Genomic DNA, 21,566 nt, shown 5'->3' with positions numbered 1-21,566 from the left:
CGTATGAAATGGGAACTGCAAATACGTTAGAAAATGTAAAATTGTCCACCCGCTTTTTAAATGTTACCTATATAAATAATAAAACTGGTGCAGAAGTAATAGCCTTGGAGAATATAAATCTAGATATTAAAGAGGGAGAATTTATCTGTATCGTCGGCCCAAGCGGTTGTGGAAAGACAACTTTTTTAAACACAGTGGTGGGATTGCTAAAGCCAAGTAAAGGAGAAATATTATTAGATCAACAAAAAATTAACGGTCCGGGCAAAGACCGGGCGATGGTATTTCAAAATCCTAGTCTTCTTCCTTGGCGGACAGTTTTAGACAATGTGCTCTATGGCGTTGAATTACAAAAAGAAATCTCGGAAAATAAAAAGAAAGAAGCCAGAGAATTCATAGAGATGGTTGGCTTAAAAGGCTTTGAAAGTCATTATCCTCATGAATTATCAGGAGGAATGCAGCAAAGAGTGAATTTGGCTCGTGCCTTAACAGTAGACCCATCACTATTATTATTAGACGAGCCATTTTCAGCATTGGACGCACAAACGAGAGAATTTATGCAAGTAGAATTACTTAGAATTTGGAGCGAAACAAAGAAAACCAGTCTCTTTATTACACATCAAATTGACGAAGCGGTATTTTTGGCCGATAGGGTATTTGTCTTTGGAGCTAGGCCCGGACGCTTAGTCAAAGTTATAGATGTGCAGCTGCCTCGACCAAGGGATTTACGTGTAAAGCGTGACCCGCAATTCTTACAATTAGTGGACCAAATATGGGCAATTATTGAGGATGAGTCTTCCAAGCAAGGTTTTGAAAATAAAGAGAAGGGAATCTAATGAACATGACTAAGAGTGCTACCCAATTCGCAGAGTCAGGAATAAAGCTAAATAAAGAAAAGAAGATTAAAAAAGATAAAAAACCCTTGATTATTAGTGTCATTTCCGTCTCAATGTTTCTCTTACTTTGGGAAATCGCCTCGCGAAACGCATGGATAAATCCATTATTTATCAGCTCGCCGATTGAAATTTTGCAAGCATCTGTTTCTATGGTTCAGGAAGCTTCCTTTTGGGATAACATGAAAGTAAGCGGTTACGAATTTTTGGCAGGGTTTGCTTTGGCAATATTGGTCGGTATACCCATAGGAGTGTTTTCGGGATGGAATAAATATTTTAATGCGATAGTCAACCCCTTCATTTCTGGTTTGTATGTAACACCAAAGGTTGCCCTTTTGCCGGTCATTGTGATTGCCTTCGGAATTGGGCCCGCGTCAAAAATTGTGATCGTATTCTTGATGGCTTTCTTCCCTATTGTAATGAGTGCTCAGAAGGCAATGGTTACCTTGGATCAAAATCTGATCAAGGCAGCACGTACATTCAATGCCAGTGAGTTTCAAATCTTTAAAACAATCGCTTTACCATCGACAGTGCCATTTCTTTTAAACGGAATTCGATTAGGAATTGGCCAAGGCCTAATTGCTGTTGTTGTAGGTGAATTATTTGCTTCAACCGCAGGTATTGGATATCAGTTGACAAGCAATGGGCAAAACCTGCAAACGGATCGAATGTTTGTTGGCGTATTGATCATTACGATTACAGGATTAATTCTTACATCCTTATTGGGTCTTATTGAAAGACGATTTTCATCTTGGAAGCCGGATCATCATTAACATACAATTGTGCAGCATGATGATATCCGTCTTGGTCAAATCTCATGACAACCTTATCTAACGCGTAAACCTATCTAGGATATAATTAAGAGTGATGCATTGCCGTTTACTGTAGAATTGTTCATGCTGGTTCACTTGATTCACCATGATCATAATGGGAATACAATCGAAAATTTTCCTCTTCTTTTAGAGGCAAGAAACAGTGGGCTGGGTATCAATTCATAAAAGGGACAAAAAGAAAGAAGCCTTAAATAGTTTCCAAAATCCTGCATGAGCAGGATTTTCTTTTGGGGCATCTTTATAAAGCCATCCAGCCCCATTCAGTTCCCTTATTTAGCTACTCCTTTATTTAACCAAATAAAAAATACGATGGTTATTACCGCAGTCGAAATGATGGATACGCGCAATCACACCAAGACCGTTTGAAAAATAACCTGTTTACTGATTCTTAGCACCCGATCATTAACAAAATTAACAGCGCATTAGAAATAAAAGATTTCCGTTATATCCAAATAAATTTGGTATCCTTCTTTCCAATGCTCCTTCAGCCACCTGATAGCTTCAAGCATCTCCTCACTATGGGCTGCTGCCTTTTCTTCCAGATCGTCAACTTCTGTCATCTTCATGTGGCACCAATATGGTTCCGGCAGCTGTTTAAACCAATTAAGTTCATCCCTGCCGAAACCTTCCCACATATCCATATGTATGGAAACAGGAAGCACTTTCTCCCATTCCACATCAAGTCCAGCGCCCTCTATGAACTTCCGGACTTCCAAAGCAAACGGAAGCGGCCACTGGTCGCCGGTGAAATCCTCTTCATTAGGCACATCAAGACTGAAAAACTCAGGCATCTCCCTTTGCAGAAGCCGATCGAGCAAACTGCGCTTGACTGGCTCCTCTATGAAACTGGCATTTCGAAAGGCAATGATATCCACGGGGCTATTCCATTGGAATTCCCGGATATCAGGAATATCCTTCTCTGCCGCTTCATCCAGCATTGCATTCAATTGGCGCTCTTCTTGATTCGATAATCCCGTGGAAACTTGTTTCAATCTTAGTTCCTCAAGGCCCCCGTATACTCTTATTCGGTCTTCTTTTTTCATTTTCATTTCTGTTGCATCCTTTCTAAAATGGAAAACGCAGCCGGACACTGTCTCCTGCCGCGTTTCAAATTATTGCTCCTCTTTATCCAACACATAATATCCCACGTCGTCTGAAGGGATTGCCGCCACAAGCACATATCCATCTGAAAATAGCTTTTGAATGGTGTTGCGGATCTTCATTCTCCAATCAAAAGCCAGTCTAAACGAATGATTCTTCAGCTTCTGAATATCTTTCGGCACTGGAATAAGAAGGACTTTTTCTTCGTCACGCTGAACGATATCTCCTGAAACCGGCAGTGAATCCTGAATGGAAAACTCCAACGCAAGTGGATAATCTTTGATGTTACGGTACTTTTCTTTTTTCATTCCGACATGGACGACTGGTGCGCTCAATAGGTCCCATTCCAGCAGAAACCTGTCCGTTGGCATCCCTTTATTGATTTTGTCCTGCATGATTCCGTAGTAGGAGACGTAATAAGTCCTGACGTATCCACCCAGCTTTGTCATGTTTAAATAACCATTTTTAATTTCCAATGGATCAAATGTCCAGGTGATTTTTTCAAAACCTTTATCAATGGCCCATTCCCTTTGCCTGCGTTTAAGGCTTTCCCCAATCCCCTGATTGCGATATTCGGGATCGACGGCCATCATATGGGAAACAAGATGAGGCTTGGCGTTAATATCGGTGATTCCTGGAAAACCGTAAACAAAGCCGATCATCCGGTCTCCATCATATGCCCCGATTACACAGCCTCCATTATGGATTGCCGCAACCAATTGAGCGAGGGCAGTGACAATTTCGTTTCCCCATATATCTATTTGCAGATCGACCGCTTTTTGCAGCTCGTCATGTTGCGTTACAGGTTTAAACAGGTATGTTTTCGACATGGATTCCCTCCGATTTTAAACGGTTTTTGTTCTTGTAAAGGTGTCGGTATGGACAACGTAATCATGAAACGCTTGCACATTTAATCCATAACCTACTCCCGGTCCTTCCGGCACTTTGATCACACCCGGCTTGTAAAATTCAACTTCCGGATCGGTAATGTCCTGGTCCCAGTAGCGGTCAGACGGAGATGTGTCTCCCGGGATGGAAAAATTGGACAGTGAAGTGATCGCAATATTGTGCGCTCTCCCGATACCTGATTCCAGCATGCCGCCACACCAGACAGGGATATTCATCGACTGGCAATAATCATGGATCTTTTTGGCCTCAGCCAGCCCTCCTACCCGGCCAACCTTAATATTGATGATTTTAGTTGCTCCAATTTCAACCGCTTTTCTCGCATCCTCAACAGAATGGATACTTTCATCAAGGCAGATAGGCGTGGACAGCTCCTTTTGCAACGTAGCGTGGTCAATGATATCATCATAAGCCAACGGCTGCTCAATCATCATGAGTTTTAGTGGATCAAGCTGTTTTAAAATCTCCACGTCCTGCAAAGTATATGCGGAATTGGCGTCCGCCATCAGTGGAACATCCATTCCAAACCTTTCCCTGATCGCTTCCATCGGCTTGACATCAAAGCCAGGCTTGATTTTCACTTTTATCTTTTTATAGCCTTGGTCGATGCAGCTACCAACACGATCGAGCAGTTCCTCGATCGTCGGTTCAATCCCGATACTGACTCCAACATCAATTTCTGTCTTTGTTCCTCCAAGAGCTTTTGAAAGAGATACGCCTTTCCTTTTACAGTAAAGGTCCCAGACAGCCCCTTCCAGTGCGGCTTTCGCCATGCGGTGCCCCTTGACGGATTGGAATATTTGATCCAGGTCCTCCGGATGCTCGAGTTTCTCCATTTTTAGAACTTGAGGGATGATGAGTTCCTTCAATATATAGAGAACGGTTTCAGTTGATTCTTCATTATAAAAAGGGAGCGGGAATGCAGTACTTTCCCCATATCCGGTGATGCCATCGCTTGTTGCGCTCACTACAACAAAATCCCTCTTCATCAATTTTCCAAAGCTTGTTTCAAATGGATGCTTCAGCGGCATTTCCAGACGGTCCAGCCTGATTTCTTCAATTACCATATTGATTCTCCTTTTTACATGATCATATCCGACAGAGTCCTTCTAGATGTTTGCCCCCATTTTACCTTGAAAATAAAGATAATTCTAATATAAACTTCTTAACTCTGCAGCATTCATGCTCATCTTGCCTGCTTCCTGCATCTGACCAACTAATGCTTGGATGCTTTGAATTTTTTTCAAATAACCATTAATAGAATTCATGTCAGAAAAAGAGAGAAATACCTGGAAAAGTAGTGAAAATGATGATAAAACTTTTTTAGTTACATATACAGATAATTAAAAAAGATGACCTCCGTTCATACAGAGATCATCTTCCTAAAACTGCCTAGTCTTTAAAAAACGCCTTTACAAAGGGTACATTTTATTATACAGGAGGGCTCTTTCCTTATGGATTCGTTGACCACAGACCTGCTTCTTTAAGAAAGACGCGCGGATGCAACTTTAGCTGGTATACCATGAGTTCGGCCAAGTCTTCAGGCTGCATCACTTTTTCAGGGTTGCCGTCTGTCAGGTTTTCAGCAAATGCCAAATCAGTGGCAACTGTACTTGGAGTTAAAGCAGATACGCGGATATTATACTTTCTGGCTTCCTGCATGAGTGATTCCGTCAGCCCCAAGACAGCAAATTTCGAAGTGCTGTAGGCACTCATGACTGGTCCGCCTTTCTGGCCGGCAGTGGAAGAGATATTGATAATATCTCCTGACTTTCTTTCCATCATGCCTGGTAAAACTGCCCTTGTCACATGATACATTCCCATTACGTTGACATCAATAATCCGCTTGAATTCTTCGGGGGTAAGCTCGAGGAACTTTCCAAATTTAGAAATTCCCGCATTATTGATCAATATATCAATGGAACCGAGGTCTGAAATGACATGTTCGACTGCTGCTGTCACAGCAGCTTGATCTGATACATCCGCTACAGCAACTGCTACATTTACATCGAATTTCTCAAGTTCTTTGGCCACCTTCTCCAGATGATCAAATGTTTTTCCGACAAGCCCTACGTTAATTCCCTCACGAGCAAAAGCAATCGCGGTTGCCCGGCCGATGCCTCTTCCCGCTCCGGTAATCAGAGCATTTTTTCCTTTTACATTTTGCATGTGCTATTCTCCTTTTTACATCTTTTTAAAAATAGCCTGCCAGCCATCCCTCTTTAACCAACCATCGCAAGAATACTATTGGAATGATCTACGGTCAAGTATTCCACTTTAGCTGAAAAAATCCCTCCCATAAGAAGGAGGAATTCTCGTTTTTTCTCAGGCAGCAGGAAGTCTCCTGGAAAGGAAAACCGTTCCGCTGCTTCAAATTACACCAATAATTAGAGCGATCATGACTAAGATGATGCTTAGTCCCCACATCCAGAATAGGGAATAGCGCAGGTATTTTCCCATTTCCAATCCTGCCAATCCGAGTGCCAGCCAAACTGCCGGCGCCAATGGGCTGACAAAAGTACCCACTATGTTTCCAATAATCATTGCATACGCTGTAGATAAAGAGGATACGCCAACACTTGCAGCAATTTGGTCAACAACAGGAAACAATGCGAAGTAATAGGCATCTGTACTTAATACTAAATCAAACGGTACACCTAATACCCCAATGATTATATGCAAATAAGGGGTAACGGTTTCAGGCAGTACCTTTACCACATCATTTGCAATTGCATCTAACATCCCTGTTCCATTCAATATCCCTAAGAACAGTCCTGCAGCCAAAATGATGGAGGCCATCGTAAGTGCATTGGGTGCATGGGCACGCAATCTCTCCATCTGATCATTAACCTTTCTAAAGTTAATGGGCAATGCGATACTTACACCAATCATGAAAGCCAAACCTGCCGGGATAATCCCTGCAACGAGTACTCCAATAACGCCTAATGCTAAAAGTGCGTTTACCCAAATTAATTTAGGGCGATTTAAAGAATGATCTCTTGTAGAATGGGCAGTCTCGTGATGATCTTCTGCCGAAGCATCCAGTGCTGCTGCCATTTCCAATGCTCCATAGTTCGCAATAATTCTTCTCTTTTCTCTTATTCCTAGAAAAACCGCTAAGACAATCATCAATATTAATCCAATCATTTGTATTGGAATCAGGGGTCTCCATAATTCTGTTACATCCATCTTTAATACAGAAGCCGTTCTTCCTAATGGACCTGCCCAAGGAAGCATATTCATAATGCTTGCGCTCCCTCCAACTAGCAGAAGAAGCAAATATGGATTCATTTTCAATCGTTTATACAATGGCAAAAGTGCCGGAATTGTTATTAAAAAGGTAGAAGCACCCGATCCATCCAACTGCGCAATCGCTGCAATTAAAACGGTTCCAACACTCACTGTAACTACATTTCCGCGTGAAAAAACGACCATTTTATTAATGAGCGGGTCAAAGAGACCTACATCTTGCAAAATTCCAAAGAAAATAATCGCAAAGATAAACATTATGGCAACATTAATAACAGACCCGACACCACTTTCAAAAAAGCCGCCAATTTTCCCCATACTATACCCCGCAGCCAACGCACCGAGAATAGGTGGTATAACCATAGCAACAATTGGGGTGACTCTTCCACTGATTAGTAAAGTGACAATGACTAAAATCGTCATAAGACCAATTAAACTAAGACTCAATTGATATTCCCCTTTCCGTAATTCACTAATTTTCTTTATCTGGATACGTTTTCATTTGGTGCTATTTTTTTGTTAGTAAAAAATTATCACGGAATAAGGAAAGGGTAAATGTTCTACTCATAAAACAAATAATTATCATTTTTAGTAATTTTGTTCATAAGTTTCATAACAAATATATTGACGTTCTGGCCTCCCGACAGTTCCGTAGTTGAGCTTTGTTTTTACCTTTTTTATCGAAACTAAATATTCCAAGTAACGGCGTGCTGTCGAACGGCTTATTCCTAATAATTTGCTCAATTGTACAGCTGTTACTCCAGCAGCCATCTTATCGTTTAATAGTTGATTAATTTTGTCTAAAGTAATCGAATCAATGCCTTTTGGAAGCTCCTGATCTGGACTATGTGAATCCAATAAACGGCGAAAACCCGTCAGATAGTCAATATCTGCTTGTTCCAGCTCTTTTTTAGACTGCATATAATTTCTATATTTTTTGTACCTAGATAAAGTTTGTGCAAATCGTTCATCGTCCACAGGCTTCACGATAAAATCAAAAATTCCACCGCGCAATGTTTCTTGTATGGCCGATGTATCTTTTTCGGCACTTACGATTACAATATCAACCTCATGATACTCATGGCGAATTTGCCAAAATAGCTCCAAACCCTCAACATCTGGAATATATAAATCCAGCAATAGCAAATCGGGCATGTTTTGACAGTTTTCAAGATATTGCAATGCCTCGTTTCCGCTTTTTACAACCTTTTGAACATCAAACCCTGCTACTTTTTCAACATATTGACGATTAATTTCCGCCACTCTAAAATCATCCTCGATAATGAGTACCGAATATATTTTCTTCATCCTTCTCTCCTCTAATCTTTTGGTATGATGATGACGAAACAGGCCCCTCCAAGTTCCCCTTCTTCCAAAACAATGTCACCGCCGGCTTCATTCAGCACGAATTTAGTGAGAGCCAAGCCTGTGCCTCGATTGAGACCTTTCTTGGTTGAATATCCTTGCTGAAAAATCCGGGACATATTTTCTTGCGGCACACCAATACCAGCGTCATCAATTTCAAAAATACAATCCTCTCCTATATCAGTAAAAAAGATGGAAACCTTACGCTCACTTTCACCTTTAGTTTTTACCGCATCAAATGCATTTTCAATTACATTCCCCAGTGCGGTTAGCATGGCATCCTGCTTTTTCTCAGAAAACTCGTATTCCAGGTGACTATCCGGATGAATCGTCATCGTAATCCCCAGTTCATTTGCCTGATTAAATTTCCCTTGCAATAATGCATGAATTAACGGATCAGAAACCTTTTCTTTCAAAAGGTTCAATCTATTCTGTTGAATATTGCTTTCTTTCTTTATAAAATCAATTGCGTCTATCTTTCTATCGTTCTGTATCAATCCCAGAATGATATGAAGTTTATTAAAGTATTCATGTGTCAGGGCGCGCTGCGTATTGGCATATTGCTTAATTCGTAATAACTCCGCTGTCATTTTTTCCAATTCCGTTTTTTTACGGAAAGTATAAACAACTCCGGTAAAAACATTTTCGCTGTATATCGGAGTTTGATTAACAAGGGCGATATTTTTCCCGAGAACCATTTCCCTGTCGTAGTAATGATCTTTTTGTTTAAATAAAGCACTTTTATATAATGAGGGGGCAATCTCTTTGATTGATGTACCCAGATAATTTACTTCTTTCTGCTTCTTTTTGGAAAAAAGAATGTCTTTTGCCGCCACATTCATGGCTGTAATCATCCCTTGGTTGTCCACAGCGATGATTCCTTCATGTGTCGACTGTAAAATTGCTTCGTTTTGTAAATATAAATGGGATATTTCCTCCGGCTCCATATGATGCAGTAAACTTTTAATATAATGGGAAATCAAACTTGCTCCTAAAATACCTAAAAGCATAATATTACCAAGGGTAATCCACAATGTTTGGTTTTGATTTTTGATCATTTTTTGGACACTGTCGTTAAGAAAACCAACCGATACGATTCCAATAATTTTTCCTTCCGAATAGATGGGTACCTTCCCGCGAATAGATAGACCAAGTGATCCGTTTTTTTTCGATACATAAGATTCCCCATGAAGCAATGCTCTATCATTATCCCCGCCCACCATTTTTTTCCCTAGTTTTCTAGTATCGGGATGCGAGTACCTAATTCCTTCTGTATTCCCGACAACGATGAACTCAGCACCCGATTCCTTTTGTATTGGCGAAACGATTTCTTGAATCACCAATGAAGGATCTTCCGATTGGAGTGCTTCTTGAATTTCAGGGATATTTGCTACACTATGGGCTAAACCAATGGCTCGTTCTCCTATTTGATCTTCTATCATATTTACAATAAATTTATGAAGAAATATCGAAAAAATAATGCAAATTCCAATGATCAACAAACTTATTAATATGATCATTTTTATTTTCAAGCTATACTTCACCTTTGGAATTCTGCGCTTTCGATGCATATGACAAATCCCCTAAAAATATTTTAAAAGTTTATTATAACATTTCCTTTTAAGCAGGAAGAAGCCGGGGAAATCCGTGGTGGAACTGGCAATATGGTGAAACAGATTCAAAAAATACAAAAAGGACTTCTATTCAGGAAGTCCCGTTACGTTAACTCAACGAACAATACATTATCGGTATCGATAAGTCTAAAATTAATATCTTAAACAAGAAAATTAGCGTTATTATATTTTGAAGCTACGAGCATCACCGCTTCTCCTTGAAAAGATTGAATTTGGTTATTTACAATTTCAATTGAGAAAAAATCGATAACCTCTCTGGATGAGGCAATCATATAGTTATTTAATTCCACTTTGTCTTCAATCGAAAGGTTTATTGTTTGACACCAATCATCAAAAACAAATCTTTTTGTAAAGGTAACAAACATTTGAATAGAAAATCCCTTTTCCTCAATCCAGGAAATCCACTCCGATTTCTTATATGCCCGGTAATGACTGGGATCTCTTTTTTTCTCTAGCTCATTATAAAACTGGTCGTAAACACTTAATTCTGGTGCCACGTTATCGACTAATATGAACATTCCTTCATCTGTTAGGACCCGAAAGCCTTCGCTGATAAAGCGTTTAACGTTCGGGAAGTGATGGGGAGCCACTCTGCACGTAACCACATCATAACTTTTGTCTCTAAACGGCAAATTTTCAGCATCTCCCTGTACAAATGAAACGTTTCCGTGCCCGTTTGACTCTATAAATTCTTTTGCCTTGGCTAACATTTCTGGGGTTAAGTCAAGTGCTGTTACAGTTTCAAATAAGGGAGCCAATGCATTTACTACGTGACCTCCGCCAGTGGCGATGTCAAGCAGATCCTTATTGTTTCTGCCCTTCAATATTTCTTTAATCATATCAAGATCTTTGCCTCTTGCATGCATTTGGCTTGTCACATAATTTCCCGCATTGGAGCCGAACTGTTTGACAACCTTTTTTTTATTATCCACATTCTCACCTCTATTTTTAGTATAGATTATTTGCTGTAATCTTTTTCCGAGTGTTCAAAGATTTTCAATAGTAAAGGCAGCAGTAAGAACAAGGTAATTACCCTGATAATATGTAAACTTGCTACAATTGTAGGGTTAATTTCAAGGGCTACGGCTGTAACCGTCATTTCAGCTGCACCGGCTGGTGTAGTACTGATTAAGCTGGTTGCATACGGAAGATTCGTGGTTAATTTAAAAATGAACGCTGTCAATAAGGTTAAACAAAATAGCAGCGAAATGATCAATAACGTGGCCGGGCCAAGTTTCCAGACCCTTCTGAGTACCTCTCTATCAAAGCGGATACCGACAAAAGCACCTATCAATGCCTGGCCAATCCCTGAAACATTTCTTGGCACCGGATCAATTTCGACAACAAATACGGTCAGTAAAAAACCCGTTAATATAGAGAATAGTAATGTTCCCCCGGGCACCTTAACTCTGGCATCAAGATAAACTGTAATCAAGATAACCGTAATAAAAAACAATATTTGTGATGGTTGGAGAAGGATATTCGATTGGACAGTTGCAGGATCAACCGAAACAGGCTGCATATAGCCTATCATTAAAGGGATGGATATGGTAAAAAAAGTGATCCGGATTGTATGGAACGCAGCAACCAATCGATCATCTGCCCTGTATTGGCCACTCATCCCAATAATTTCAGAAGCTCCGCCCGGAATACAGCAAAAAAAAGCGGTAAGCCTATCCATGCTGGTTATTTTATACAACAGGATACCGAGTAAATATCCGGCAGCAATCAAAATAATAATGGTTGCAAACAAAGGTATAAACAAATAGTGCATCTGCTTTAATGTATCCAAACTTAATAACAGGCTAATATTTGCGCCGGCAAAAGCCAGGACCAGTTTAAAAAGGTTCCTGTCAAATTGAAAGCGTGTAAAAAATATCCCAAAAACAATCCCTGTGGTTAATGACCCGATAAGCCATCCAGCAGGGATATTAAGTGTATCAAAAATGAAGCCTGCAAATACTGCCAATAATAGATAAATCCCTTTTTGCACTGCCATAAAAAATCCTTTCTGTTCATCATAGAGGTACAGTTATAAACTGATGGACTGCTTTCAGTCTCATTCGTCCCCTTCGGGTTTGCGCTTTGATTGTCGCAATCACAACTGCATTATTTTCCTTCCCCGTCTCAGGCCCCATATAAGCAGGTCAGAAAAGCCCTCATGAGTAGTCTATATTAAGCTTACAATATAATCTGTAATTGATTAAATAGAAAATTTGAATAACCTGCCATTAAGAAAGATAATGGCAGATAAGTAAAATCGATATTTCTTCCCCCTCTTCCAGCTAGAAATTCAAGGTTAAATCCTTCCATTCAGTTACTGGTAATGAGAAAGTTGGATGGCCGAAAAACTGCCAGATTTCAACTCAAATAGACTGATTAATCCGCTCTAAGATCGCTTCTGCGAAATCGGAAGTTGACGCACTGCCTCCAAGGTCTTTTGTTTTGACACCGTCTTCAAGCGACTGATACAAACCCTGCTCTACAAGTCTGCCCGTTTCCTTCAGGTTGGGGTCATTATGGCGTTCTGCCAGCCAGTCCATTAGCATAACAGTGGAAAGTATCATACCAGTTGGATTGCCAATATTTAAGCCTGCAATATCCGGTGCAGAACCGTGCGCTGCCTGTGCCATCGCAAGGTGATCATTTGAGTTGATGGATGGGGCCAGCCCCAGACTTCCTACAAGTTCACCTGCAAGGTCAGAAAGAATGTCCCCATACATATTTTCCGTCACAATCACATCAAAGTCTTCGGCACGGCGTACCAGGTGGGCTGCCATTGCGTCAATATGGTAATCGTCTACGGCAACTTTAGGGTACTGCTGCGCTACTTCCCGGCAAACTTTTAAAAATAACCCGGTGCTCAAGCGGAGAACATTGGCTTTATGGACAATGGTTACTTTTTTACGGCGCCGCATGGCCATTTTAAACGCAGCATGAGAAATACGTTCCGCTGCTTTTCGGGTAAAGACACCGGATGTCAAGACTACATCTTCAGTAATCTGCCATTCTCCATGCCCGCTGTACATATTGCGGTCCGCGTAAAAACCTTCTGTATTTTCACGGTAGATCACTAGATCTGCTTTTTCCACGACACCCTTAATACCAGGCATTGTTTTAGCCGGACGGATATTGGCGTACAAATCAAGTTTGTGGCGAAGAGCACCGCTTGGGTTCAGCTTCATCTTATGCTCAGGAGGATAAGCGGCTGAGTCATGAGGACCGAGAATCCACCCATGCGTATTTTTTAACGTTTCTGTTGTAATTTCCGGAAGAGGGTCATTGTGATGTTTGATTCCTTCCCACCCCATTGGCAGGTCAATCCAGTCAATGTCGACGCCCGTTTTGCGGGCAGCTGTTTTGAAAACCTCTACTGCAGCTCTTACGATTTCCGGTCCAATGCCATCTCCAGCAAGTACTCCCAGGCGATACATATTCATTTCAAAAACTTCCTCTCTTGAATAAAGTAGATGCTATGTTCCGTAAAGCAACAGTGAACTTTCTATATCTAATGTAAAGGATTTAAAGAAATAAATATAGAATAAGCAAAACCCGCTTTTTAGAATTGGCAATGGCAAGAGAATTTGACAATTTTGCAATAGGGTACTACTTTTGCAGTTAAAACAAATAAAAAACAGCCTTTAACCCACATAATTGGATTCTTTGGCTGTTTTTGCTTGTCGGAAAGTTGAAGTGTAAATTACCCTTTTTTGAAAAAAGGAATGATCATTGAAAGGTGGGATCATGAGGCTTACCGCACAAAAAAAGCTCTCTCTTGGAAAGAGAGCCCGTTTGGTAAGTATAGAAGTGTTCGATTGAAGAATTTTTTGAAAGCGCTTTAATAGAAGTGAGACTAAGAAAGGAATGATAGATCAATAGCCAAATTCAGAAAAAAGATTGTATGCACAATCGCGAAGATAAGTCCAGCTTTTGTTGATTTGTTCATAAATTTGTCACTCCTTTTTTTTAGTGTTTTTAGTATATACCCAAAAAAGGGCAGTTGTAAATAACTTTTTACTTATCTTCAAAAATGATTTTTCACCTCGGAAACTTATCTCCAAGCAATAAAGGCGGATCTCCATTCCCTGTGCGTACTTTTTTCCAGCTATTAAGAGTTTATCGCTACTTCCCTAATAAAACATATGTTGCAAAATGGATATCATGCAGAGCGTATTTATCTGCGTGTAGCCATAGCCGTTAGCTAAGTCAAGATAGGAAGTGGAAAAATCAAAGGACGGACTGCCAATAAAAAATAGGGTTTACTTGGAGATACTTGTTAAAAACGAGATCAAGATGTTCCTGTTCACGCTACCGTCGTCCGTCCCGGAAGGGTTTAGGATATACGTGGACAGGTAAGACGGTCAAGTTCAATGGGCTTATTTAACATTTAAATTTTTGATTGGATAACATCTTTGGAAGAGTCAGACCACAGGTCATGTTGTGCCCATAGACTATATATCATGGAAACAGTTCATGTGAGGCATTCAAAAAAAGGCTCTCAATTGACGGATCCGAACCCGCATCGTGTAAAAGATTCGAATATTCATGGAAAAATTTCTTGGAAGGAAGCTATTGGAACAATCCCGCTGTTCTTTACACAAACATTCCTTCCCATTCTTTCAGAAAATGGGCCCGGGTGGAAAAAAGTCATTGGAACATTGTCATGCATGGCGGAATTTTACAGCACACAGGCACAGGAGGATCTGAAAGGGTGGCATTGCCTACTCCGATTTCAAGGAAGTCCTCCCGCCTATGGTACAATTTTATAAAGATAAAAATAACCCGAATAAGCGTATCAAGATCAGATAAGGAGACTGCACATGGAATCCTATCAATCACTAGTCACAAGCCAGCGCGAATTTTTCCGGACAAATCAAACAAAGAATGTCGCCTTCCGCCTGAATGCCCTTGAAAAATTGAGAAGTGCCGTCAAGCTGTACGAACAGGAATTTATCACGGCACTCAAAGATGACCTAAATAAATCCGAATTTGAAGCGTACTCGACTGAAATTGGGATCATATTGGAAGAACTCCGGCTTACAATCAACAAATTGCCTTCGTGGGCGAAGCCTGTCAAAGTGAAGACACCTATCACGCATATTGGATCTGCCAGCTATATTTATTCCGAACCCTACGGAACAGCATTGATCATTTCTCCGTGGAATTACCCGTTTCAACTAGCTGCCGCACCTTTGATTGGAGCAATCGCCGCCGGGAATTGCGCTGTCATAAAGCCGTCGGAGCTGACTCCACGGACGTCTCAGGTTTTCGCAAAAATGATCCGAGAGCTTTTTCCGGAAAAATACATTACTGTTGTCGAAGGCGGAGTGGAAACGAGCCAGGCCCTTCTTCAAGAAAAGTTTGACAAGATTTTCTTCACTGGCAGTGTGTCTGTCGGAAAAGCGGTGATGGAAGCTGCCGCGAAACACCTCACACCTGTCACATTGGAATTGGGTGGAAAAAGTCCCTGCATTGTCCACGAGGATGCAAATTTGAAATTGGCCGCCAAGCGGATTGCATGGGGGAAATTTACAAATGCAGGCCAAACGTGCATCGCACCTGATTATTTGTATGTTCACCAGCGGATCAAGGAGCCATTTTTATGTTTATTAAAGGAAGCCATTCAGGAAATGTACGCCGGGCGTTCCTTGACTCGAATTGTAAGCGAAAGACATTTCAGCCGGCTCACTTCATTTCTGAATCAGGGGGACATTCTCACAGGGGGAAATGCAAGCAGAGAGGAATTATCCATTGAGCCCACTGTTCTTACAGGCATCACATGGGAGGATCCCATCATGGAAGAGGAAATTTTCGGACCCATCCTTCCCGTCATGGAATATACGGAGCTGGATGAAGTAATCGATGGCATCCATAAACATCCGAATCCGCTTGCGTTGTATCTTTTTTCCGAAAACGCAGGGACACAGAAGAAACTCCTAAGCTCCATCTCTTTTGGAGGCGGGTGCATCAATGACACCGTTTATCATGTCGCCTCTCCCTATTTGCCGTTTGGCGGAGTCGGTACAAGCGGAATCGGCGCCTATCATGGAAAGAGTAGTTTCGACATTTTTTCCCACAAAAAAAGCGTCCTGAAGCAGACGACTTTGTTCGATATTCCATTCCGCTATCCACATGTAAAAAATGCACTAAAGCGAATCAAGTTATTTCTAAAATAGGCCAGCAATACAGCTGGCCTTTACAATTCGTATTCCCATTCGTCCTTTAATATCAAGTATAGAATAAGAAGTGAATCTTCGAGTTCGCGAGAGTTTTTTCCAGTCGTATCCCATCCGAGCTTTGGAAACAGAATTTCCGCCACTTGCTTCGTCAAATCGTGGCGTTCTTCTAAAGGCAGCTGCAGCAGGCGGCTGCTGTATGTACGGACCAGATTCCAATCTTGGGCGTTCAATCCGCGAAGTGAAAATTCTTCGACTAAAATATCGTGCTTTGAGAGCCCTCTTTTTTGAATTTCCTTTTCAATAGGTGTAAGCTTTCCTAGGCGTTTCGCTTTCCTTTCATGTACAACGATCGTTCCGGCAACCAAATCCCCGACTCGTTTATGCTTCGGATGGAAAAAGATCATCAGCAATCCTGTTAAATAACTTGCAGGGAGGGAGTCTACTATACGCATAAAATTACGGATGAAGCTCGATAACAGTGTCAGACTGTGCCCGTTATCCTGGATCACCCTAATCCCAAGGATTTTTTTTCCGATTGTTTTTCCCCCAAAGTAAAATTCCATGAAAATATAATAGCCAGAGTTGAAGATAAATAATCCGATAATTGCAATTCCAAAAATAATGGAGCTTATCTCATCATCCAATGCAGAAAACGATGTACCACCACTTAACAAAATTAAAAGAACGATGATAACAAGTATATTTACAACTGCCAGAATGAACTGGTCCAGCAAATAGGCCGCTGCCCTGCTTCCTAAACCAGCAAGTTGAAACTGGAGGGACACGAATTCCGGTGTTTTAATTCCAACCTGTTCTTTTTCCATGTTTTTTCCTCCTTTCCCAAGTTGATGTTTCTATTGCTCAAGAGTGTTACTATAATAGTAGAGTATATCTTCAATAGATACCGATCTTTTCAAGAGGTGAAGAAATGTATGAATGTAAAACAGTTTATTAAAAAACATCGGGATGACTGGAAGCAGCTGGAGCAGCTAGTTACGATGATGCATAAACGAAAAAAAGAGGTGGCAGGGTCTACGATCGACCAATTTTATAGACTGTATCAAAAAGCCGCTCAAAATCTTTCGTACTCTCAAACTTATTTTCCGAAGGAAGAGGTAACCTTTTATTTAAATGGCCTCGTTTCCAAATCCCATAATGTATTATACAAAGATCAAATGTCGAGCATGCACCAGGTGCGACATTTTTTCAGTACCACATTTATCCGCTTGCTTTGGGAGCAATGGAAATTTGTTGTCGCGGCTCTTGTTCTTTTTACAATCGGAGCTGCCGGCAGTTACCTATCGGTGCTTCAGGATCCCCAAAATATGTACTCCATCCTTCCGCCTGAAATTGCTTATGGCGTCGATCCGGATTCCCTCGGAGACGACAATGGATATTGGGATTCTTCCGTGATGTCGGCCAGTATCATGACAAATAATATCCAAGTCGCCATCTTGGCTTTTGCCGGAGGGGTCACTTTTGGATTGCTGACCGTCTATATCCTTATTTATAACGGCATCATTATTGGAGCCCTTGCCGCATTGTTCTGGACCCACGGTAAAACCTACGAATTTTGGGCGTATATTGTACCTCACGGAATGATCGAACTCACGGCCATCTTTATCGCGGGCGGTGCCGGACTACTGATGGGATACAAACTGTTCGTTCCGGGAGATTACTCCAGGGGATACCAATTAAAGGTGAACGCGAAACGGTCCGTGCAGCTTTTGCTTGGTACAGTGCCTCTGTTTGTCATTGCGGGAATCATTGAAGGTTTCATCACGCCGGCTCCCATCCCGCTTGAAGCCAAATATTTTGTCGCTTTCGTAACGGTCATTGGATTGATCTTATATATAATCATTGGAAAAAGGCTTTTCCTCCGTGAGAGCGGAAGATTGGAACAAATTAGAGCCGGGGCGTGATACGCCCCGGTATATTTTGTTTGAGCTAAATCACATACTCACCTAATTTTCTGTTTACAGTATTCTGACTTGATCGGATCGTAGCTGCATCATCCTGATCTCTGGACCGATCCCCTGTTACAACAGATTTCTGTTCATCATATCAATATAATAAGAGACAGCTGAAACCGACAGCTTTTCCTCTTCGGCTTCGGTCATAAAAAGCCCCTGATTTTCCCATTTGGCTTTTTCCCTCTTTTTAAAAAGCATCTGCTGTTGGGCAATGCTTTTAATCATGGCATGCTCCACTTGATCCGGCGCTTCATTAATTCTTCTTTTAATGACTTGATCCTCAACGCCTATCATTAAAAATAAATTTCGCTGCCTGATCCGCATCAAATAGGTAAGTGTGCTTTCTTCATACAGAAACGTACGGATATCGCTGAACAAAAGAAGAAGGCTGCGCTTTTTCTGCATGTTTTCCAAAAAAGAAAAGACCGCACCGTAATTCGGCTCTACCGGATCGACCTGCAAATCGTAGATGGATTTCAGGATAGTCTGCATATGTTCCATCCCTTTTGCCGGCGGAATAAACACCTTGACGTCCTTGGAAAAAGCAAGAACAGATACATAATCCCCTTTTCGCAAAGCGGCAGCAGTCACAGTCATAGCTGCTTCCAATGCCCGCTCCAAACGGTTGCCTTTTTTAAGTTCTGCACCCATCATTCTTCCACAGTCTATTAAAATAGTGATATATTTTCCATGCTCGGGCTCATATTCGTTCGTCATGACCTCCTGAAGTTTCGCAGTCTGCCTCCAGTTAATCATGCGCGGATCATCTCCCGCGGCATATTTTCTGATCTGCGCAAACTCTCCCGCTCCACTTTGATATTTGCGAATCTTCATGCCTTCATGCAATAAATACCTTTGTGCATCCTGCAGGTATTGCTTCGTTTCGGTCATATCCGGGATGACTTTCAAAGCTTGCGGCAGTTCTGCTGTTGTTTGCTTTTCCCACAGACCCAGGGTACTTTTATAGCGGAAATAAAGACGCGTGACATCATAATCTCCCCTGACCGGAGCGCTCGTCTCATATGACACTTCCGTCAACGCTTCTTTCCTCCCTATTCCCCGTACAGGGAACGGGCGCTTGAAAGACTGCGGCAAGTCGTCAACAAACGCAAATGTAAAAGGATGACCGGAACGGTTTTCCACTTCTACCCCTACTGTATAGGGAAGACCCCGTTCCATTTCTTCCGGCAGTATCCGCTTGAAATCCAGATCTTTTTTTTCTGGAGAAAAAAGCAGATCCAAAAAACTTGCCAACAAAACAATCAGATTCATCATGATGATGTATGTCCATGATACATCCGTCAACACGCCAAGCAGGATAAAGAAAGCGGAAATGCCTAGAAAAACATACAGCAGCCGCTTTGTCGGCAATATTCCCCTATCTCGGAACAGGAACCGAGCCCACAAGTTCTTCAATGACTTGGTCAACGAATCCTCCCTCCAATTCCACGTACGGGGCTAATTGAATCCTATGTCTGAGTGACGGTTTCGCAACCATTTTCACATCGTCCGGTGTCACATAATCACGACCATCTAAAAAGGCCCACGCCTGAGCGGCTTTCCCGATGGAAATGGCAGCCCTTGTACTGGCTCCGAAACGGATCGCTTCCGTTTCCCTCGTCCTTCTAACAATTTGCATGATGTATTCCAGAACACTGTCATTCACCGTGACCTGTTCAATTTCTTTCCTGGCCTGTAAGAATTCGGTCATGTCCAGCACTGGCTCAGCGGCGGTCGATTTAAAATTGTTCTCAATCACATTTTTCAATATGTTTTTCTCTTCTTCAAATGCCGGAAAATCAATCATAAGCTTAAATAAAAATCGGTCTTGCTGTGCTTCCGGCAACGGGTATGTCCCCTCAAATTCTATCGGGTTCTGAGTCGCCACAACGAAAAACACATCGGCAAGCGGGTATGTTTTACCCTGAATCGTGACCTGTCTCTCTTCCATCGCTTCCAACAGGGCAGCCTGCGTTTTGGCAGGGGTCCGGTTAATTTCATCAGCCAGCAGGACATTTGTAAAGATCGGCCCCTTCAGCGTTTCGAAGGTACCTTCTTTTACATTGTAGATGACACTTCCGGTAATATCGCTTGGAAGCAGATCAGGAGTAAACTGAATACGGTTGAAATTTCCTCCAAGAAGGTTGGCAAGCGTCCGTACTGTTGCTGTTTTACCTGTGCCCGGCACCCCTTCCAGCAATACATGGCCCCCTGCCAGAATTGCAGAAAGCAAGAGTCTGAGATTTGTGCTCTGCCCAAGGATTCGGTCTTCGTATTTCTCCAACAACGTCAATACTTTTGTACTCATCTCTCTTCCACCACTTTCCTCATCCGGTCAATTTTCTTCGACCATAGTAAATATTCCTGTTTGCTCAGTTTTTCTTTGTTTAAAATATCTGTTAAACCTGTCAAAAAAGCATCGATTTCCTTTTTGCCCATCTGCCCCTGACTTTTGCGTTCCAAAAGTGAAGACAGACCTTTCCACTCTTCGCGGTAAGGAATATGCCACTTTTCCTGCAAAATAAACTTTAAATAATCAGCCTGGATGACGATTGAATCATGGTAGCGCCTGCTCCTCATATACCAGGCGGCCAATGCACGAATCCCCTCGTCACTGAAACGGACAGTTGCTTCCCTCGGGCTGAATATCGGTCCAAAACGTTTCCCTTGGTACCAGATCCAAAGAATGGCAAGAATTCCCCCTTGGAACATGAAGAGCAAAAACCACATCGGATAAACGTTTAATGCTTTTTCCCCGCCTTGGGGCTGGTGCACATACTCGTCGAACAAAAATTCTCCGCCTTCTGTTTCATTAAACAATGAAACGAGGAGAGGAACGTGGTCCTTTTTCAGAATTTCCCCATTGGTCATCCATTCCGGAAATAGGGAAACAATCAGGCGGCCTTCCCCAAATGGGCGTTCAAGCGCAATTGTTCCAGCATCATCATATAAAAGAACGTCATCTTGCTGCTTAGTTTGCATACGGCTCAAATATGAGATATCAGCCTTATGTTGAATACCCAACTTATCGTAAAGAACCCCTTCTTCGGTTTCCGCCTCGACCGGATCTGTCACAAGATCAAACATCCCCTGCGGATTTTTTTGGAATAATAATATGGTGTTACCTTCTTCCATAAACTTTTCATAAGCCTTCATTTCTTCACTTTTTGGCATGAATTGCGGCTCAACCATGACAAGTATCCGGCCGCCTTCACCCTCCAAACGTTCCGGTGGTTTCTTCCACCTTTGAACGGATTCCGATTCTTCCTTTATATATGTATAAATAGCCTTAGTACCAGTAGGGGAAGGAGAGTCGGAAACAAATGGGGGGTAGGCGACTGGTTGCTTTGACTGTAAAAAATATCCGGCAGTCAAAAAACATAGCAGAAGAATGATGAGCAAAATCCATGTTCTTTTTCCAGATTTCTGCATACTT

At 41.7% G+C, this 21,566-nt stretch carries 19 protein-coding genes; 5 read left to right on the top strand and 14 right to left on the bottom strand.

Annotation, left to right across the window (positions count from 1 at the left end; all coding sequences use genetic code 11):
• Nucleotides 1-8: 8 nt before the first annotated feature.
• Both C509_RS0109230 and C509_RS0109225 read left to right on the top strand, forming a co-directional pair.
• A complete protein-coding gene (locus C509_RS0109230) occupies nucleotides 9-833 on the top strand; it encodes an ABC transporter ATP-binding protein (protein ID WP_018706644.1) in 825 nt (274 codons plus the stop codon).
• Nucleotides 833-1,663 (top strand): ABC transporter permease, encoded by an 831-nt coding sequence (locus tag C509_RS0109225; RefSeq protein ID WP_018706643.1) that lies wholly within the window; start codon nucleotides 833-835, stop codon nucleotides 1,661-1,663. The genes C509_RS0109230 and C509_RS0109225 overlap by 1 nt, the downstream gene beginning before the upstream one ends.
• Before the next feature lie 482 nt (nucleotides 1,664-2,145).
• Here C509_RS0109225 and C509_RS0109215 read toward each other — a convergent pair whose 3' ends face one another.
• From C509_RS0109215 to C509_RS0109170, 10 genes are all read right to left on the bottom strand, one after another.
• Complete coding sequence (locus C509_RS0109215) at nucleotides 2,146-2,772, bottom strand: hypothetical protein (protein ID WP_018706641.1); 627 nt, start codon at nucleotides 2,770-2,772, stop codon at nucleotides 2,146-2,148.
• 63 nt (nucleotides 2,773-2,835) lie between these two features.
• The gene (locus tag C509_RS0109210) at nucleotides 2,836-3,654 is read right to left on the bottom strand and encodes a GNAT family N-acetyltransferase (RefSeq protein ID WP_018706640.1); all 819 of its coding nucleotides are present in this window, start codon (nucleotides 3,652-3,654) and stop codon (nucleotides 2,836-2,838) included.
• Nucleotides 3,655-3,669: 15 nt separating this feature from the next.
• Entirely contained in the window at nucleotides 3,670-4,797 is a 1,128-nt protein-coding gene (gene menC, locus C509_RS0109205; RefSeq protein ID WP_018706639.1) for an o-succinylbenzoate synthase, read from the bottom strand.
• A gap of 385 nt (nucleotides 4,798-5,182) precedes the next feature.
• Nucleotides 5,183-5,899 carry a 3-ketoacyl-ACP reductase gene (locus C509_RS0109200; RefSeq protein WP_018706638.1) on the bottom strand — a complete coding sequence of 239 codons (717 nt, stop codon included), beginning with the start codon at nucleotides 5,897-5,899 and terminating at the stop codon, nucleotides 5,183-5,185.
• A gap of 201 nt (nucleotides 5,900-6,100) precedes the next feature.
• Nucleotides 6,101-7,426: a CitMHS family transporter gene (locus C509_RS0109195; RefSeq protein WP_018706637.1), complete on the bottom strand. Its 1,326-nt coding sequence runs from the start codon at nucleotides 7,424-7,426 to the stop codon at nucleotides 6,101-6,103.
• A gap of 141 nt (nucleotides 7,427-7,567) precedes the next feature.
• A complete protein-coding gene (locus tag C509_RS0109190; protein ID WP_018706636.1) occupies nucleotides 7,568-8,287 on the bottom strand; it encodes a response regulator in 720 nt (239 codons plus the stop codon).
• Between the two features lie 11 nt (nucleotides 8,288-8,298).
• The gene (locus C509_RS0109185) at nucleotides 8,299-9,915 is read right to left on the bottom strand and encodes an ATP-binding protein (protein ID WP_018706635.1); all 1,617 of its coding nucleotides are present in this window, start codon (nucleotides 9,913-9,915) and stop codon (nucleotides 8,299-8,301) included.
• 203 nt (nucleotides 9,916-10,118) lie between these two features.
• Complete coding sequence (locus tag C509_RS0109180) at nucleotides 10,119-10,910, bottom strand: class I SAM-dependent methyltransferase (protein WP_018706634.1); 792 nt, start codon at nucleotides 10,908-10,910, stop codon at nucleotides 10,119-10,121.
• 26 nt (nucleotides 10,911-10,936) lie between these two features.
• Nucleotides 10,937-11,977: an AbrB family transcriptional regulator gene (locus tag C509_RS0109175; RefSeq protein WP_018706633.1), complete on the bottom strand. Its 1,041-nt coding sequence runs from the start codon at nucleotides 11,975-11,977 to the stop codon at nucleotides 10,937-10,939.
• Between the two features lie 367 nt (nucleotides 11,978-12,344).
• Nucleotides 12,345-13,418 carry an isocitrate/isopropylmalate dehydrogenase family protein gene (locus C509_RS0109170; protein ID WP_018706632.1) on the bottom strand — a complete coding sequence of 358 codons (1,074 nt, stop codon included), beginning with the start codon at nucleotides 13,416-13,418 and terminating at the stop codon, nucleotides 12,345-12,347.
• Between the two features lie 1,020 nt (nucleotides 13,419-14,438).
• On the opposite strand from C509_RS0109170, the gene C509_RS0109160 reads away from it, so the two are divergent.
• Nucleotides 14,439-14,747, top strand: coding sequence for a hypothetical protein (locus tag C509_RS0109160; protein ID WP_169509196.1), 309 nt, complete (start codon nucleotides 14,439-14,441; stop codon nucleotides 14,745-14,747).
• Between the two features lie 51 nt (nucleotides 14,748-14,798).
• The gene (locus C509_RS0109155; RefSeq protein WP_018706629.1) at nucleotides 14,799-16,154 is read left to right on the top strand and encodes an aldehyde dehydrogenase; all 1,356 of its coding nucleotides are present in this window, start codon (nucleotides 14,799-14,801) and stop codon (nucleotides 16,152-16,154) included.
• Nucleotides 16,155-16,174: 20 nt separating this feature from the next.
• On the opposite strand, the gene C509_RS0109150 is transcribed toward C509_RS0109155, so the two are convergent.
• A complete protein-coding gene (locus C509_RS0109150) occupies nucleotides 16,175-16,981 on the bottom strand; it encodes an RDD family protein (RefSeq protein ID WP_018706628.1) in 807 nt (268 codons plus the stop codon).
• Between the two features lie 108 nt (nucleotides 16,982-17,089).
• On the opposite strand from C509_RS0109150, the gene C509_RS0109145 reads away from it, so the two are divergent.
• Complete coding sequence (locus tag C509_RS0109145; RefSeq protein ID WP_018706627.1) at nucleotides 17,090-18,079, top strand: stage II sporulation protein M; 990 nt, start codon at nucleotides 17,090-17,092, stop codon at nucleotides 18,077-18,079.
• 117 nt (nucleotides 18,080-18,196) lie between these two features.
• On the opposite strand, the gene C509_RS0109140 is transcribed toward C509_RS0109145, so the two are convergent.
• From C509_RS0109140 to C509_RS0109130, 3 genes are read right to left on the bottom strand one after another with little or no spacing between them, the layout of a single operon-like run.
• Nucleotides 18,197-19,501, bottom strand: a complete 1,305-nt coding sequence (locus C509_RS0109140) for a DUF58 domain-containing protein (RefSeq protein WP_018706626.1) — start codon at nucleotides 19,499-19,501, stop codon at nucleotides 18,197-18,199.
• 7 nt (nucleotides 19,502-19,508) lie between these two features.
• Nucleotides 19,509-20,438 carry an AAA family ATPase gene (locus tag C509_RS0109135; protein ID WP_018706625.1) on the bottom strand — a complete coding sequence of 310 codons (930 nt, stop codon included), beginning with the start codon at nucleotides 20,436-20,438 and terminating at the stop codon, nucleotides 19,509-19,511.
• Complete coding sequence (locus tag C509_RS0109130; RefSeq protein ID WP_018706624.1) at nucleotides 20,435-21,562, bottom strand: DUF4350 domain-containing protein; 1,128 nt, start codon at nucleotides 21,560-21,562, stop codon at nucleotides 20,435-20,437. Before C509_RS0109130 ends, C509_RS0109135 begins: the two co-directional genes overlap by 4 nt.
• Between the last annotated feature and the right edge of the window lie 4 nt (nucleotides 21,563-21,566).

It is taken from the genome of Siminovitchia fordii DSM 16014 = CIP 108821, assembly GCF_000374565.1.
Taxonomy (GTDB): domain Bacteria; phylum Bacillota; class Bacilli; order Bacillales; family Bacillaceae_C; genus Siminovitchia; species Siminovitchia fordii.
Note: the sequence above shows the minus strand (reverse complement) of the source record. Positions and strands in the feature narration are given on the sequence as shown.

Excerpts from the sequence above, each read along its gene's own strand:
- C509_RS0109230 (WP_018706644.1), top strand. The coding sequence starts at position 9 with ATGGGAACTGCAAATACGTTAGAAAATGTAAAATTGTCCACCCGCTTT.
- C509_RS0109225 (WP_018706643.1), top strand. The coding sequence starts at position 833 with ATGAACATGACTAAGAGTGCTACCCAATTCGCAGAGTCAGGAATAAAG.
- C509_RS0109215 (WP_018706641.1), bottom strand. The coding sequence starts at position 2,772 with ATGAAAATGAAAAAAGAAGACCGAATAAGAGTATACGGGGGCCTTGAG.
- C509_RS0109210 (WP_018706640.1), bottom strand. The coding sequence starts at position 3,654 with ATGTCGAAAACATACCTGTTTAAACCTGTAACGCAACATGACGAGCTG.
- menC (WP_018706639.1), bottom strand. The coding sequence starts at position 4,797 with ATGGTAATTGAAGAAATCAGGCTGGACCGTCTGGAAATGCCGCTGAAG.
- C509_RS0109200 (WP_018706638.1), bottom strand. The coding sequence starts at position 5,899 with ATGCAAAATGTAAAAGGAAAAAATGCTCTGATTACCGGAGCGGGAAGA.
- C509_RS0109190 (WP_018706636.1), bottom strand. The coding sequence starts at position 8,287 with ATGAAGAAAATATATTCGGTACTCATTATCGAGGATGATTTTAGAGTG.
- C509_RS0109185 (WP_018706635.1), bottom strand. The coding sequence starts at position 9,915 with ATGCATCGAAAGCGCAGAATTCCAAAGGTGAAGTATAGCTTGAAAATA.
- C509_RS0109175 (WP_018706633.1), bottom strand. The coding sequence starts at position 11,977 with ATGGCAGTGCAAAAAGGGATTTATCTATTATTGGCAGTATTTGCAGGC.
- C509_RS0109170 (WP_018706632.1), bottom strand. The coding sequence starts at position 13,418 with ATGAATATGTATCGCCTGGGAGTACTTGCTGGAGATGGCATTGGACCG.
- C509_RS0109160 (WP_169509196.1), top strand. The coding sequence starts at position 14,439 with ATGGAAACAGTTCATGTGAGGCATTCAAAAAAAGGCTCTCAATTGACG.
- C509_RS0109155 (WP_018706629.1), top strand. The coding sequence starts at position 14,799 with ATGGAATCCTATCAATCACTAGTCACAAGCCAGCGCGAATTTTTCCGG.
- C509_RS0109150 (WP_018706628.1), bottom strand. The coding sequence starts at position 16,981 with ATGGAAAAAGAACAGGTTGGAATTAAAACACCGGAATTCGTGTCCCTC.
- C509_RS0109145 (WP_018706627.1), top strand. The coding sequence starts at position 17,090 with ATGAATGTAAAACAGTTTATTAAAAAACATCGGGATGACTGGAAGCAG.
- C509_RS0109135 (WP_018706625.1), bottom strand. The coding sequence starts at position 20,438 with ATGAGTACAAAAGTATTGACGTTGTTGGAGAAATACGAAGACCGAATC.
- C509_RS0109130 (WP_018706624.1), bottom strand. The coding sequence starts at position 21,562 with ATGCAGAAATCTGGAAAAAGAACATGGATTTTGCTCATCATTCTTCTG.